Source organism: Allobosea lathyri, assembly GCF_900108245.1.
GTDB lineage: Bacteria > Pseudomonadota > Alphaproteobacteria > Rhizobiales > Beijerinckiaceae > Allobosea > Allobosea lathyri.
In genome coordinates, this window is sequence record NZ_FNUY01000016.1 from 1 (window position 1) to 14,372 (window position 14,372).

Below are 14,372 nucleotides of genomic sequence, written 5' to 3' on the forward strand. Positions count from 1 at the left end.
GAGCCGCGCCTGATCGTCGCCGACGAGGCGGTCTCGGCGCTCGACGTCTCGGTCAAGGCGCAGGTGGTCAACCTGATGCTCGAATTGCAGGCCCGGATGAAGCTCGCCTATCTCTTCATCTCGCATGACATGGCGGTGGTCGAGCGCGTCAGCCATCGCGTCGCGGTGATGTATCTCGGCGAGATCGTCGAGATCGGCCCGCGCGAGGCGATCTTCGGCAACCCGCAGCACCCCTATACCAAGCGCCTGCTGGCCGCCGTGCCGATCGCCGATCCGATGCGGCGCCACGAGAAGAGCCCGGTCTCCAACGACGAGATCAAGAGCCCGGTGCGCGACGCCGACTACATCCCGCCGATCCGCCAATTCCGCGAGGTCTCGCCAGGCCACGCCGTCATGATCTGGGGCGAGGAGTGGGAGAAAAAGGTGATCGAGGCCGTCGCCGCCTGAACACCGGACCAACCAAAAGGCCCGCGACCGGTTAAGGTCGCGGGCCTTTTGCCTTCGTCGCCGCTGAACGGACCGAGGATGCTGATGCGTTGAGCCGGGACAAAGCCCGACTTTGCGCTGTTCAGTCACCTGGCTCCCCTGAGCAAGTGACAGACGCCATTGGCAGGTACACCCCTGCCATACGCAGGGGCCGCGCCCTACGGTTCCGCGAGTACTCGAAAGTCGAGCTAGCTGTGACGCGCTGTGTGGCGGCTGACTTTTTCCGCAAACGACACTGTGCGCCGTAACGCCGCGCTTCCTCCCAAACGGATGCATAGAAAAGTGCGAGCCGATAATGGCCGCGCCGTGGCTTGCGTTGCCCTGAAACAACAGGCTTGGGAATAGTCGCTATTCACAAGACGTGGCGCCCCCGTAAGCTTGCCGCACGCAAAAATTCAGACGATGAATTGGCATAATTAGAAGCAGCAATGGCCTGTATTGCGGCTGCGAATACGCGGTTCCGTTCGGCCTTGTGTCCAGGTGAGCCCACCACAACGTGAGTGGAGCCCTGATCGCGGAAATCGATCCTGCGGTTGGCCTGATAATGGGAGACGGGCGCCTTGAGCAGCATTTCGAGCGAACCCGCGGGCAAGGCGAAGCGCGACAGCACGGCACAAGGTTTGCCATCGCTCGGCGTAGCCCATGGGAACGCCGCAATCGGCGTACGCAACGCACGGCTGCAATATCTGCGCGGTTTCGCGGCCGTCACCGTGATGCTCTATCACTGTTCCGGCTACCTTGAGCAGATGCGCGGTGACGCTCGATTTCTTGTGGTGTTCTCCGGATATTGGGGCGCCTATGGCGTTGCCGTCTTCTTCGTGCTGTCGGGTTACCTGATGTCAGGGCTCAGCGCACGCGGCGAAGCACTGCGTTTTCTGCTGGACCGTGTCCTGCGCATCTATCCGTTGCTGCTTATCGTCATCGCTATCGCGGCGCTGGCGTATCTCGTCACGGGCTTCTGGCGCCGACCGGACTTCATAGCACTTTCGCTCGTGCCGGCTGGACCGCGCGACTACTTCCTCGGCATCGAGTGGACGCTGCTCTTCGAGATGACTTACTACGTGGTCATCGCGACGATGATGCTGGCCGGTTTGCGGTCCTGGCTACAGGTGGTGTTTGCTGCCTGGCTGGGCGCGCTGGCGATCACGAGCCTCGTGGGTTCGTTCCCGCAAACGCTGACGCCAACCCTATCGCAGTTGTTCACCCAGTCGGCCAATGCCGCTTTTCTGATGGGTTTCCTGCTGCCTGCTCTCCTGCGTTTGCGCTGGTTGCCGCCGGCGGCGGTACTGTATTCCGCTGCCGCACTGGTGACTGGACTGTTCTTCATCCTGCCGAATGGCGACCCCCGCTGGTTCGCTGCATTGTCGTCCCTTCTTCTGCTCGCCGGAGCCCTGACGACGAAGCGTCCAACGGGTAACGGCCTTGCGCATCGTGTCGGCGTGCGTCTCGGCGACAGCAGCTATGCACTCTACCTCTGCCATGTCCCGGTCATCGTGGTGACCGGCAACATCGTTTCCACGGGCCTGCCGAGCTATCTGCTCTGGGCAGGGTGGGCGACCGCCGCGTTGGCTGCGGCACTGGCGCTGGGTTCGCTCGACCTGAGGCTACACAGAAAGCTGAAGGCTTGGGCCGGGGGGTTATCTCGATCGCGTATCGCAATGCTGTCTTCCGGCTTCCTGATCGCATTCGCAACGATCGCAATCGGTTCCGACGTCAGCACGCGCCAAACGATGCGAGCCGAAGCGGCCGCTCGCGCCGCCCTTGCCGACGCCACGCCCCAGACCTGGCCAACCGTCGTCAGCGCGATCGACAGCTCGAACGTGCTGCAGAATGGCCGCCTCGTGGTTCGCGGATACGGCATCGACCTGGCCAGTCCAGATGACGATGCCTATATCGCGATCCGGCAAGGCGACCGCATCATCGGCTTCGACCGGATGCGCCGCATGCGGCCGAAGATTGCCGAGGAGTTGAAGCGCCCTGACCTCGCCTCCATCCGCTTCGGCTTCTCCGTCGTGACGGACGGCCCGTTCGTCTGCGCGCAGGGACCGCTGATCGCCAGCCTCATCCTGCCCGATGGACGTGTGGCTCCGATCGGGACCGACGTCCTGGACGCAATATGCCCCAAGGGGAGCGCACCGCCCGCCCCCTGACTTTTGCGAACGCGAATGGGCCGCCACGCGGCGCTGGAGGGCACCCGAACGACCGATCGGCACCCGCCTGTCGCTTCCCGTCCTGGCGCTGCCGCAGAATCGCCGCAAGCTGCCGTCAATTTGACCGGGTTTTGTCACAATGGCGAAATGCAGCAGATGGAGGCGATGATGGCGAAGTATCGCTCCCGCACGACTGCAGTGTGGGTTGTGGGCATTCTGACGTCCGGCTGCGCCGGTCAGTCAATGCCGGTGGTGGAAGACATGACACGGCCAACGACCGAGGCATTTGCCAGGCTGAGTTCCTGGAGGCCATGGTCATCACAGGAGAAGGCTGCCCCGCTGGCGCCCGTCCCGGTCCAGAGCGAACCTCTTCCGCCTGTCGTTAGCGAGGCGCCGAAGCCACCACTCCCTCCCCCGCCGGCAAAACGGATAGCTGCATCTGCCGCCGTCAAACCAAAATCAGCCTCGCCTCATATAGAGCCGGCGTCCCTCCAAACGCCTGAAATTGCCGCGCCAAAGCCATTCGCTGTCAAATGCGAGAGCACGACACAGCCCGGCGGGCGCGTCAGCATGCAGTGCTCACCGATAGATTGAGGCCAGAGCCAAACCAAAAGGCCCCGCTCCCGCTCGATGGGCAAGGCAGCGATTTTATCGGGAAGCGACGGCCGGGTCTGGAATTGCCGCGAGAATCTCGCGCGTTGTCAGAATGGCGAGCCCGGCTGGATTCGGACCAGAGACCAGCAGCTTGGAAGGCTGCTGGCCTTCATTCATCCGGAATGCGCTCCAGATCCGCCAGCCACGCCGTCGCCACCGCGTCGCTGGGAGCTCGCCAGTCGCCACGGGGCGACAGCGAACCGCCCGAGCTCACCTTCGGGCCGTTGGGCACGGCAGAGCGCTTGAACTGGCTCGTTTCGAAGAAGCGCCGCACGAAGACACCGAGCCAACGCTTGATCGTAGCCAGATCGTAGGCGATCTTCTTCGAGGCCTCCATATGCGGCGGCCAATCGCCGCGCGTCGCATCCGACCAGGCGTGATGCGACAGGAAAGCGACCTTGCTCGGCCGGAAGCCATAGCGGGTGATGTAGAACAGGTTGAAATCCTGCAGGGCATAGGGACCGACGAAATCCTCGGTCTTCTGGCTCGGCCCATCGCCCTCACCCGGCACGAGTTCGGGCGAGATTTCGGTGGCGAGGATGTCCAGCATCGCGGCTGATGCATCCACGCCGAAGCGCTGCGACTGCGCCACCCAGCGGATCAGGTGCTGAATCAGCGTCTTCGAGACTGACCCGTTGACGTTGTAATGGGACATGTGGTCGCCGACACCATAGGTGCACCAGCCCAGCGCCAGTTCCGACAGGTCGCCCGTGCCCAGCACGATGGCGTTGTTGAAATTGGCGAGCCGGAACAGCACCGAGGTCCGCGCACCTGCCTGCACATTCTCGAAGGTGATGTCGTAGACCGGCTCGCCCTTGGCGAAGGGGTGGCCGATATCGACCAGCATCTGCCGGCAGGCCGGCGTCATGTCGATCTCGGTCGCGGTGACGCCGAGCGCCTCCATCAACCGCCAGGCATTGGCCTTGGTGCCCTTGCTGGTGGCGAAGGAGGGCAGCGTGTAGGCGAGGATGTTCGAACGCGGCAGACCGAGCGCGTCGAAGGTGTGGGCGGCAACCAGCAGCGCCTGCGTCGAATCGAGCCCGCCGGAGACGCCGATGACGATCTTCTGGACCCGCGCGCTCTCCATCCGCTTGCGCAGGCCATGCGACTGGATGTTGTAGGCCTCGAAGCAGAGCTCGTTCAGCCTGGCGTCGTCGCTGGGCACGAAGGGGAAACGCTCGACCTCGCGCAGAAGGCCGAGATCCGAGATCCGGTCAGGCTCCAGCGCGAAACTCACCCGGCGGAACGCCAGCCGGTCGCGATGCGCGTCGGCGCTGTCGCCAAAAGTGTTCTGGCGGATACGATCCATCGCCAGCCGCTCGAGGTCGATATCAGCGAGGATCAATTGCGGTTCGGCCGCAAAGCGCTCCGCCTCCGCCAGCAGCGCGCCATTCTCATAGATCATCGCCTGCCCGTCCCAGGCGAGGTCGGTGGTCGATTCGCCGGTGCCGGCCGCCGAATAGGCATAGGCCGCGATGCAGCGGCCGGAATGGGCCTTGCACAGCGCGTGACGCCAATCGGATTTGCCGATGGTGACGTTGCTGGCAGAGAGGTTCAGCAGAACCGTCGCGCCCGCCAGCGCCGCGAAGGAACTCGGCGGGATCGGTGTCCAGACGTCCTCGCAGATCTCCATATGGATCACGAAATCGGCGACATCCGAGGCGCTCAGCAGGATGTCGGTACCGAACGGCACGTCCTGACCGCAGAGCTGGATCGATGTCGCGCTCGCCCGCTCCCCCGACGCGAACTGCCGCCGTTCATAGAACTCCCGGTAGTTCGGCAGATAGGTTTTAGGCACGGCGGCGAGAATCCGCCCGCGATAAATTGCGACCGCACAGTTGAACAGCCGCCCCTCGACCCGCAAGGGCGCGCCGACGATCGCAACGCTGCGCAACGACGTGCTTTCCTCGACCAGCCGTGCGAGTCCGGCCAGAACGGCGTCGAGCAGGGCATTCTGCTGCAGCAGATCGTCGATCGCATAGGCGCTGATGCCGAGCTCGGGAAACAACGTCAGCGACGCGCCATCCGCGTCGGCCCGGCGCAACAGCCCGATCGTCTCGGCGACATTGAAGGCGGGATCGGCGACCTGCACGCGCGGCGCCGCGCAGGCGATGCGAACGAAGCCGTGGGTGTGGAGGTTGTGGAAGGTCATGCTGGGGAGGCTCTTGAAAGTCCTGTTGCGCTACGGCCGACAGCCAGGGCCATTGCCCCTTATCGCGCAGGCAACGCAGGGCGGGCAAGGGCAGCAACCGCCTTTCATCGGGCATCGCGCAGGCGTCTCGCTGAACGACTGCGCGAGATTGCCTGTTGGTCGCGGACGCGGCTGGAGATTCAAGTGGATCAAAGAGCAGCGTTGGTGACTGGAGCTGATTGGACTCCATACCAGCCTCGTTCTCGCCCCAGCCCGCGAAGGGCTGATGAGAAGTGCTTATCACCTACAGACGCGCCAGCTACGGCGTCCTCACTCTGTGGCGCGGTTAGGTTGATGCCGCGTGGCGGATGGGGCTATGGCGTAGTGCTCTCGACAAGGATGACGGCAGAATGACACCGCAAGAGGTCCAGAAGCGAGACGGACGGGCCTGCGCGGCGGTGGTATTGTACCACCCGGACAAGGTCTTGCTCGCGCACCAGGCCGAAGGCCTCCGCGGGTGCAGTCTTTTCGCCTTTGCCAATGGCCCCGTGCATTCTGATGCCATTGCAGCCCTGGCGCCGACCGATCTGCGGCTGATATCCAGTCCGGAGAATGTCGGCCTGGGCCGAGGCCTGAATGCCGTGATGGAAGCAGCTTCGGATCAAGGTTTCACCCATGTGATGCTGCTCGACCAGGACAGCGAGCCGCCGGCCGGCATTCTTGAAACCCTGACCGAACGCTCCCTCGCGCTGGAACGCCAGGGCGAAATGATTGCCGTTCTGGCGCCTCGCCTGGTCCCCCCGCAAGAAGGTTTCTACAAGCAAATCCGTTATGAATGGCGTGGCGAAGCACGTAAGGAGGGCCTTGCCGCGGTCGACTTCGCGCCCACCTCCGGCTCGCTGGTCAGCGTCGCGGCCTATCAGGCGATCGGCCCCTTCAGAGATGATTTCTTCATCGCCGGCATCGACGTCGAATGGGGTTTCCGAGCCTGGGATCGCGGCTGGGGATCCTATATCGCAACCGATCTCGCGGTCCCGCATCGGTGGGGGGAAAGCGTCTGTGAGGACGAACTGGGCAAACCACAGATCCTGCGACATACGCCGATCCGCAACTACTACTACGCTCGCAATGTGATCGCGGCTGCGCGGCTGCGCCATGTGCCGCTGGCTTGGCGGGTCAAGTCATGCGCAGGGCTCGCCGCCCAGATCGGCCTGCTCGCGCTCAAAGGTCCGCCACGCTCGCTACGCCCTGTCCGCGTCGGGATCATCGATGGTTTCAGGGGCCGGCTTGGCCCAGCTCCCGAGGGCGTGACCTGAACGCGCACAGATGCGCCGCTTTGGGCCGGCAATCGCTTGCGCCTCAGCCAAACTGTGGTCGCGACCGGATCGAGGCCGGCAGAATGGCCGCGGGATCGAAGCGCAGGACTTCCGATACCGGCCGCGGCATGGCAAATGCTTGACAGATGATAGGGGGGCTGTTTCTTCCCTCCGCCTGATGGCGTCTCGTCAACAGTCTGCCCCTCGGAGCGAAACGACGTGTCACTTAAATTCCTTGTCACCGGCGGCGCCGGATTCATCGGCTCTGCGGTCGTTCGCAAGCTGATCGGCGAGACGCAGCATAGCGTCTGCGTCGTCGACAAGCTGACCTATGCCGGCAACCTGGCCTCGCTCGCGCCCATCTCCGGGAGCAATCGCTATCGCTTCGAACAGGCCGATATCGGCGATGCCGAGCGCATGCACGGGATCTTCGCCGATTTCGATCCCGACATCGTCATGCATCTCGCCGCCGAGAGCCATGTCGACCGTTCGATCGACGGGCCGGGCGATTTCATCCAGACCAATATCGTCGGGACCTTCGCTCTGCTGCAGGAAGCATTGCGCCACTGGCGCGGCCTCGACGCGGCCCGCAAAGCGAGCTTTCGCTTCCACCACATCTCGACCGACGAGGTCTTCGGCTCCCTCGGCGCAGAGGGCTTTTTCCGCGAGGATACGGCCTATCAGCCCAACTCGCCCTATTCGGCTTCCAAGGCCGCGTCCGACCATCTCGTCCGCGCCTGGCACCACACCTACGGCCTGCCGACCGTGATGACCAACTGCTCGAACAATTACGGGCCCTATCACTTCCCCGAGAAGCTGATCCCCCTGATGATCATCAATGCCCTCGAGGGCAAGCCGCTCCCCGTCTACGGCAACGGCCTGAATGTCCGCGACTGGCTTTATGTCGACGACCACGCGGATGCTCTGCTGACGGTCGCGACGAAGGGTGTCATCGGCGAGACCTATAATATCGGGGGCCATAACGAGATGGCCAATATCGATGTGGTCAAGGGCATCTGTACCATCCTGGACGAACTGCGGCCCGATCCCGCCGGTCCGCGCGAGCGGCTGATCGCTTACGTCACGGACCGGCCCGGCCATGACGCGCGCTACGCGATCGACGCCGGCAAGATCGGTCGCGAGCTCGGCTGGACACCGAAGGAGACCTTCGAGACCGGTCTGCGCCGCACTGTCGAATGGTATCTCGCCAATCCCAGCTGGTGGGGCGATATTCGTTCGGGCGTCTATCGCGGCGAGCGCCTCGGCGCTGCCTGAAAAAGGACCGGACCACACCATGTTGAGCGTAGAACCGACCGCGATTCCGGATGTGAAGGTCATCACTCCGAAGAAGCATGGCGACCATCGCGGCTTCTTTTCGGAGGTGTACAAGCAGTCCGACATGACGGCGGCAGGGATCGGCCTCGTCTTCGTGCAGGACAATCATTCGCGCTCGGCCACAGTCGGCACGCTGCGCGGGCTGCATTTCCAGTCGGCGCCCTTCGCGCAGGACAAGCTGGTGCGCGTCACCAAGGGACGCATCCTCGATATCGCCGTCGACATCCGGGCTTCTTCGCCGACATTCGGCCAGCATGTCGCGGTCGAGTTGTCCGAGGAGAACTGGCGCCAGCTCTTGGTGCCCGTCGGCTTCGCCCATGGTTTCGTCACGCTCGAGCCCGATACCGAGGTGCTCTACAAGGTGAGCGCGCCCTATGGCCCGGCCAACGACCACGGCCTCGCCTTCGACGACCCCGCTCTGGGGATCGACTGGCGCATTCCGCTCGACAAGGTCGTGCTCTCGGACAAGGACCGCAAGCACCCGCGCCTTGCCGATCTGCCGCGCTATTTCGATTGAAAGCCATGCGGATCGCAGTGACAGGGCAGTCCGGGCAGGTCGTGCTCTCCATGCTTGAGCGCGCCCGCGCGGGCGTGACCGTCGTCGCGCTTGGACGCCCGCAGCTCGATCTCGCTGATCTCGAAACGATCGCGCCGACAATCGCGGCAAGCCGACCCGACATCGTCGTCAATGCCGCCGCCTTCACCGCCGTCGACCTGGCGGAAAGCGAGGAGGAAGCCGCTCGGCTGGTCAACGGCACGGCGGCCGGCGCGGTCGCCAAGATTGCCGCGGCTCTGGGCATCCCGGTTATCCAGATCTCGACCGACTATGTTTTCGACGGCACCCTCGACCGGTCCTACCGCGAGGATGACGCGGTCAATCCGATCTCGGCCTATGGCCGCAGCAAGCTCGAAGGCGAGCGCGCAGTCGCGGCCGCCACGTCCAACCACGTCATCCTGCGCACCGCCTGGGTCTACAGCCCCTTCGGCAAGAATTTCGTCAAGACGATGCTGCGCCTCGCCGAAACCCGCGACGAGGTCGGCGTCGTCGCCGACCAACTGGGTTGCCCGACCAGCGCTCTCGACATCGCCGATGCAATCATCGCCGTCGCGTGCAATCTGGTCGAGCGCCCCGACGACGACACATTGCGTGGTGTCTTCCATATGGGCGCGCAGGGCGAAGCGGTCTGGGCCGATGTCGCCGAGGCGATCTTCACCGAGCGCGCAGCGCTCGGCGGCGCGCCCGTGCGGGTCAAGCGGATCGCGACGTCCGACTATCCGACCCCGGCCAAGCGGCCGGCGAATTCGCGTCTGGACTCCTCCAGGCTCGCGACGATCCATAACGTCAGGCTGCCACAATGGCAGGGGGCGCTCGCATCCTGCGTGCGCCGCCTCCTGACCACCGAACAGACGGGATAGCAGACGATGAAGGGCATCATCCTGGCCGGCGGTTCCGGAACGCGGCTCCACCCGATGACGCTGGCCATGTCGAAGCAGCTCCTGCCTGTCTACGACAAGCCGATGATCTATTACCCGCTGACCACGCTGATGCTGGCCGGCATCCGCGAGGTTCTGATCATCTCGACACCGACCGATCTGCCGAACTTCAAGCGCCTGCTCGGCGACGGTTCAGACTGGGGCATGACACTGAGCTATGCCGAACAACCCAATCCTGGAGGGCTGGCGCAGGCCTATATCATTGGCGCCGATTTCGTCGCGGGCGAGCCCTCGGTGCTAATCCTGGGCGACAACTTGTTCTACGGGCACACGCTCCCGGAGATGATGGCTTCGGCCGCCGCGCGCGCCAAGGGCGCCAGCGTCTTCGCCTATCACGTGCGCGACCCGGAGCGTTACGGCGTGGTCGATTTCGACGCCAACGGCAAGGCGATCTCGATCGAAGAGAAGCCGAAGGTCCCGAAGTCGAACTGGGCTGTCACGGGCCTGTATTTCTACGATGCCCAGGTCGTCGAGATCGCCGGGAATCTCAAGCCCTCGCCGCGTGGTGAACTCGAGATCACCGACGTCAACCGGGTCTATCTCGAGCGCGGCGAACTCTCCGTCGAAACGATGGGCCGCGGCTTCGCCTGGCTCGACACCGGCACCCCAGACAGCCTGCTGGAAGCCGGTGAGTTCGTGCGCACGCTTGAATCGCGGCAGGGGTTACGTATCGCCTGCCCTGAGGAGATCGCCTACCGGAACGGGTGGATTTCGCGCGAACAGATCGCCGCTCTCGGAGAAAAGCTCGCAAAGGGCGATTATGGCAAGTATCTACTACAGGTCGCACGCGACGCCCGCAAATGACAGAAGCACTACGTCGGAATTTCGAAATTGTCACTCAACGGCACGGCAACGCCCCCTCTGCTTATGAACGGCTTTGCATTGCGTTTGAGCGCCAGTTCTGCGCCTTTCTCAAGATATCCGTTCATGCAGATTTTCTTCCGCGGCGCAGATTGCCTCGATTGCGCGGTTTTGAGACAGCCCGCCTCGGACTCCGATAAGCCCCACACGCCACCGTGGCGTTAACAATCGATAGGATTTCGGATGCAAGGCGAGTTCGAAAAAGTGATTGGCAGTCTCATCCGCGAGCACGTTTTTGCCAAGCCTCTCAGGCTGAGCGATGTGCCGTCCTGGCAGGGACATATCCCATTCGCATACTTTCTCGTGAGCTTGCTGAAGCCCCATACGCTTGTCGAATTGGGAACGCATAAAGGCGACTCCTATAGCGCATTTTGCCAGACGGTGCAGACGCTCGGCATGCAGACACGCTGTTTTGCGGTTGATACTTGGCAGGGCGACGACCACGCGGGGCAATACAGCGACGAGATTTATAACGACTTCTCCCAGTTTAATTCCAATAATTTTTCAAATTTTTCGACTTTACTCCGGGAAAAATTCGAAGACGCCGTAGTAAAATTTGATGATAATTCGGTTGATATTTTACATATTGACGGCCTTCATACGTATGGCGCGGTAAAATCCGATTTCGAGACCTGGGCTCCCAAACTCAGCGATCGCGCTGTTGTTCTATTTCATGACACGCAAGTTCACGATGGCGACTTCGGTGTCTGGAAACTTTGGGAAGAGCTTTCGAAAGAGTATCCTTCACAAGAATTCATGCATAGTCATGGCCTTGGCATACTTGGATATGGAAGTTCACTCGACGAAAATATGAAGAATTTTTTGGGCCAAAGCGCTCACGAATGGTCGTATGTTCGGACATTTTTTGAGCGCCTTGGTACAGCGTGCAGCGCTACTGGCACGACGCTTCGCCTACAAGGCGATCTGGGGCGCGCTCAAAAGGAGCACGAGCATCTCTTAGGTGTTGTCAGCGCTCAAAGCGTAGAAGCGCAGAGAGAACAAAATCACCTAAAGTCTACGCTAAGCGTAATTCAGTCAATTCTTGAAGACGAACAACAGAAAGCGGAACGACTTAAGGAGTATATTGACGCCTTACGGCAATCGACAAGCTGGAAAATCACGCGACCGCTCCGAGCGGTTGCGCGGGTCCTCCGCGGCACCCGCACAAGCTAAGTCGATGGCTGCGACCTCCTTCGAATGTTATCGTTCGACAGATCGCGCTCCTAGCAAAACGAGAATGTTGCTCGGATGCACGCAACCAGGGCTGGCCGACGCGTCCGATTGCACGGCACAAGGCCGGCAGCTTCAGGCTTCTGCCAATCGATGGGACGGTGGTGCAGCCTGCGACCAACGGCCGCGCTCTCTGACGCGGGGGGGCTTCCTATGAAGATGCGGCCGTGATTCTGTTGACCTTCGAGGTGATTTGCTCGGAGGCTTGGATGGCGGTGGCGATCGTACGGGAGGATTTGGACGCGGCAGGTCTTCGCCGTTGTGCGTCGCGGAGCAAGGATGCGAGCGCAGCGCGGCGGATCCTTGCCTTGGCGCTGGTTCTGGAGGGTCGGTCGCGGACGGAGGCGGCGCAGGCCTGCGGCATGGATCGCCAGACGCTGCGGGACTGGGTGCATCGGTACAACGAGGAGGGCCTGACGGGCTTGTCGGATCGGCACGCGCCGGGGCCGAGCGCGCGGCTGACGCAAGTGCAGCAGGCGCAGGTGGCGGAATGGGTACGCCAGGGTCCGAACCTGGCCGCACGGCGTGGTTCGCTGGCGCAGGATCGACCTGGCGCGGGTGATCGAACAGCGCTTGGGTGTGGCGCTGGCCGAGCGGACGGTGGGGACGCTGCTGCGCCGGCTGGGCTTTCGCCGGCTGTCGGTGCGGCCTCTCCATCCCCAGAAGGATCCTGCCGCCGAAGAGGCGCATAATAAAACTTCTTCGATCTGGTCGCCGCCGCCGTCCCCGAAGACCGGCGCGACAGGCCCCTTGAGATCTGGTGGCAGGAGACGAGGCCCGCATCGGCCAGCAGGGAACCCTGACCCGCGTCTGGGCCGAGCGCGGCAGCCGGCCGCGCGCGCCGAGGGACCAGCGCTACAAATGGGCCTATCTGTTCGGCGCCATCTGCCCTGCCCGCGCGGTGAGCGCCGCCTGGGTCGTGCCTCACGCCGACATCTGGTCCATGAACCTGCATCTCCAGGAGATCGGCAGCCAGGTCGCCCCAGGCGCCCACGCGGTCGTCGTGCTCGACGGCGCCGGCTGGCATCAGACCGGCGGCCGCCTATCTGTTCCCGAAAACATCAGCCTGCAGCCGCCCTACTCGCCCGAGCTCAACCCGCAGGAAAACGTCTGAGAATACCTGCGTAAGAACCAACTCGCCAACCGTGTCTACGAAAGCTACGACGCCATCGTCGAGGCCTGCTGCAAGGCATGGAACCACTTCGTCGCCGCGCCAGCCGCATCAAATCCATCGGCTCTGAGACTACGCAGCGGTCAACCTCTGAGACCGTTGGTATAAGGCCGTGAATTGCGTGAGCCCGTTAATGCCGACCGCTTAATGGGTCCGGTTCCTTGCAGGAGCGTCATTTGTCCGCATCTTCCCAATTTTCGCAGCTGGCTCTCTTTACGAAATTGAAGGTTCAGGCTTATTGCGCCTTCCACGAAAACGCCCGACCTGCTGTGCCGGCTCTATCGCCACATTGAACCAAGATGAACATGGGAATGACTCATTGGCAGCCTATTCGAATGAACCTACCGGGCAGCAAGCGCGGGGACCTTATGTCCCGATGATCGTCTGATGGCCTGAAGGGCGCTCAACTATGTCTTTCGGCTCCCCGTGTTCATATTCTTCTATCTTCCGATTTTCTTCTCGATTTATGTGGCGGCGCCTGCTGGCTGGCGCAATGGGCTGCTCCGCAACGGGCTGCTCATGGTAGCGAGCCTTCTTTTTTATTGGGTTGATGCCGGAGCACTCTGCTGGATTCTCGTGGCTGTGTCGTGAACCAAATGATCGCGGTCTACATCGCGGATACGACCATCGAAATGCGGCGTAAGGCGCTCCTCTGCGTCGGCGTCACGTTGAATCTTTCGCCGCTGATCTATTATAAATATTGGGTCTTTCTCATGCAGAGCATGCCGGCCTCTCTGGTCGGCCTCTTGAGTGGGATAGGTATCCCTGTCGAAAACATCCTGCTGCCGGCCGGCATTTCGTTCTTCACGTTCCAGGGCATCTCCTACATCGTCGACGTTTATCGCCGCGATGTGCGCCCGACACAGAGCATGGTCGATTTCGGGATGTATCACACGCTGTTTCCGCAGCTCATCGCAGGCCCCATCGTCCGCTATGCCGAGGTCCAGCACCAGATCCGCAAGCGCTGCAGCATCCTGACGGACATCCATACGGGGATCGTGCTGTTCTGCCTCGGGTTGGGGTGCAAGATCATTATCGCCGACCGAAGGCAAACCGGCATCGGTCTGGAAACATCCCCTGGCCGTCTCCACGCAGAGGTTCAGCGGCGGCATTGCCACCTTCATGCCCCTTTTGCGCTCACCCCAGGAAGATATGCTGCTGGTGAAACCGACCTGGCCGACCCCACCCGATTTCCGGCAGGACAATGCCCGCGGCATCTTCGAGTTCAGCACCCATTTCCCCAAGACGGGGCCGAGCTTGCTCAAACCGCTGACGATCCTCGGCGACAGCTTCACCGACGGATTCACGCGGGCGGGCATTTATCTCTACTTTTCGGACATGTACCGCGTGCGCTGGGACCACGTTCCGAAGCTCAGCGTGTTTGCCCGCGAATTGCCGCTGGAGACCAGGCATGTCGTTATCCAGATGATCGAGGTCCAGTACGGGGCGCTGCTGGCCTTCGCCGACAAGGCGGACATCGCCCTTGCCGTCAAGACAATCGACGAGCGCTTCGGGGCACCGAAGTAGCACCTTTGGGTCAAAGG

The 14,372-nt window shown here is 62.4% G+C and carries 11 protein-coding genes and 1 pseudogene; 10 read left to right on the forward strand and 2 right to left on the reverse strand.

What is annotated here, in order from left to right; all coding sequences use genetic code 11:
* Both C4S73_RS25150 and C4S73_RS25155 read left to right on the forward strand, forming a co-directional pair.
* A partial coding sequence (locus tag C4S73_RS25150) for an ABC transporter ATP-binding protein (RefSeq protein ID WP_146071497.1) occupies nucleotides 1-447 on the forward strand: 447 nt, incomplete at its 5' end.
* A 599-nt stretch (nucleotides 448-1,046) separates the two neighbouring features.
* Nucleotides 1,047-2,636, forward strand: a complete 1,590-nt coding sequence (locus C4S73_RS25155; protein ID WP_103875342.1) for an acyltransferase family protein — start codon at nucleotides 1,047-1,049, stop codon at nucleotides 2,634-2,636.
* Between the two features lie 763 nt (nucleotides 2,637-3,399).
* Here C4S73_RS25155 and C4S73_RS25160 read toward each other — a convergent pair.
* On the reverse strand, nucleotides 3,400-5,442 hold the full coding sequence (locus C4S73_RS25160) for an NAD(+) synthase (RefSeq protein ID WP_103875343.1): 2,043 nt from the start codon (nucleotides 5,440-5,442) through the stop codon (nucleotides 3,400-3,402).
* Between the two features lie 389 nt (nucleotides 5,443-5,831).
* Here C4S73_RS25160 and C4S73_RS25165 point away from each other — a divergent pair, with 389 nt between their 5' ends.
* The 7 genes and pseudogenes from C4S73_RS25165 (at nucleotide 5,832) to C4S73_RS25195 (ending at nucleotide 12,922) form a co-directional block, all read left to right on the forward strand.
* Nucleotides 5,832-6,737 (forward strand): glycosyltransferase family protein, encoded by a 906-nt coding sequence (locus C4S73_RS25165; protein ID WP_160115908.1) that lies wholly within the window; start codon nucleotides 5,832-5,834, stop codon nucleotides 6,735-6,737.
* A 219-nt stretch (nucleotides 6,738-6,956) separates the two neighbouring features.
* On the forward strand, nucleotides 6,957-8,012 hold the full coding sequence (gene rfbB / locus C4S73_RS25170; protein WP_103875345.1) for a dTDP-glucose 4,6-dehydratase: 1,056 nt from the start codon (nucleotides 6,957-6,959) through the stop codon (nucleotides 8,010-8,012).
* Between the two features lie 19 nt (nucleotides 8,013-8,031).
* Nucleotides 8,032-8,589 carry a dTDP-4-dehydrorhamnose 3,5-epimerase gene (gene rfbC / locus C4S73_RS25175; protein ID WP_103875346.1) on the forward strand — a complete coding sequence of 186 codons (558 nt, stop codon included), beginning with the start codon at nucleotides 8,032-8,034 and terminating at the stop codon, nucleotides 8,587-8,589.
* Between the two features lie 5 nt (nucleotides 8,590-8,594).
* Nucleotides 8,595-9,488 carry a dTDP-4-dehydrorhamnose reductase gene (gene rfbD, locus C4S73_RS25180; protein ID WP_103875347.1) on the forward strand — a complete coding sequence of 298 codons (894 nt, stop codon included), beginning with the start codon at nucleotides 8,595-8,597 and terminating at the stop codon, nucleotides 9,486-9,488.
* Between the two features lie 6 nt (nucleotides 9,489-9,494).
* The gene (gene rfbA, locus C4S73_RS25185) at nucleotides 9,495-10,370 is read left to right on the forward strand and encodes a glucose-1-phosphate thymidylyltransferase RfbA (protein ID WP_103875348.1); all 876 of its coding nucleotides are present in this window, start codon (nucleotides 9,495-9,497) and stop codon (nucleotides 10,368-10,370) included.
* Between the two features lie 240 nt (nucleotides 10,371-10,610).
* A complete protein-coding gene (locus C4S73_RS25190) occupies nucleotides 10,611-11,600 on the forward strand; it encodes a class I SAM-dependent methyltransferase (RefSeq protein ID WP_103875349.1) in 990 nt (329 codons plus the stop codon).
* A gap of 266 nt (nucleotides 11,601-11,866) precedes the next feature.
* A pseudogene (locus C4S73_RS25195) lies at nucleotides 11,867-12,922 on the forward strand (IS630 family transposase).
* Nucleotides 12,923-13,367: 445 nt separating this feature from the next.
* On the opposite strand, the gene C4S73_RS25200 reads toward C4S73_RS25195, so the two are convergent.
* The gene (locus C4S73_RS25200) at nucleotides 13,368-13,940 is read right to left on the reverse strand and encodes a hypothetical protein (protein WP_146071499.1); all 573 of its coding nucleotides are present in this window, start codon (nucleotides 13,938-13,940) and stop codon (nucleotides 13,368-13,370) included.
* A 40-nt stretch (nucleotides 13,941-13,980) separates the two neighbouring features.
* Between C4S73_RS25200 and C4S73_RS25205 the strand changes: the two genes are divergently transcribed.
* The gene (locus tag C4S73_RS25205) at nucleotides 13,981-14,355 is read left to right on the forward strand and encodes a hypothetical protein (RefSeq protein WP_103875351.1); all 375 of its coding nucleotides are present in this window, start codon (nucleotides 13,981-13,983) and stop codon (nucleotides 14,353-14,355) included.
* Nucleotides 14,356-14,372 lie beyond the last annotated feature (17 nt).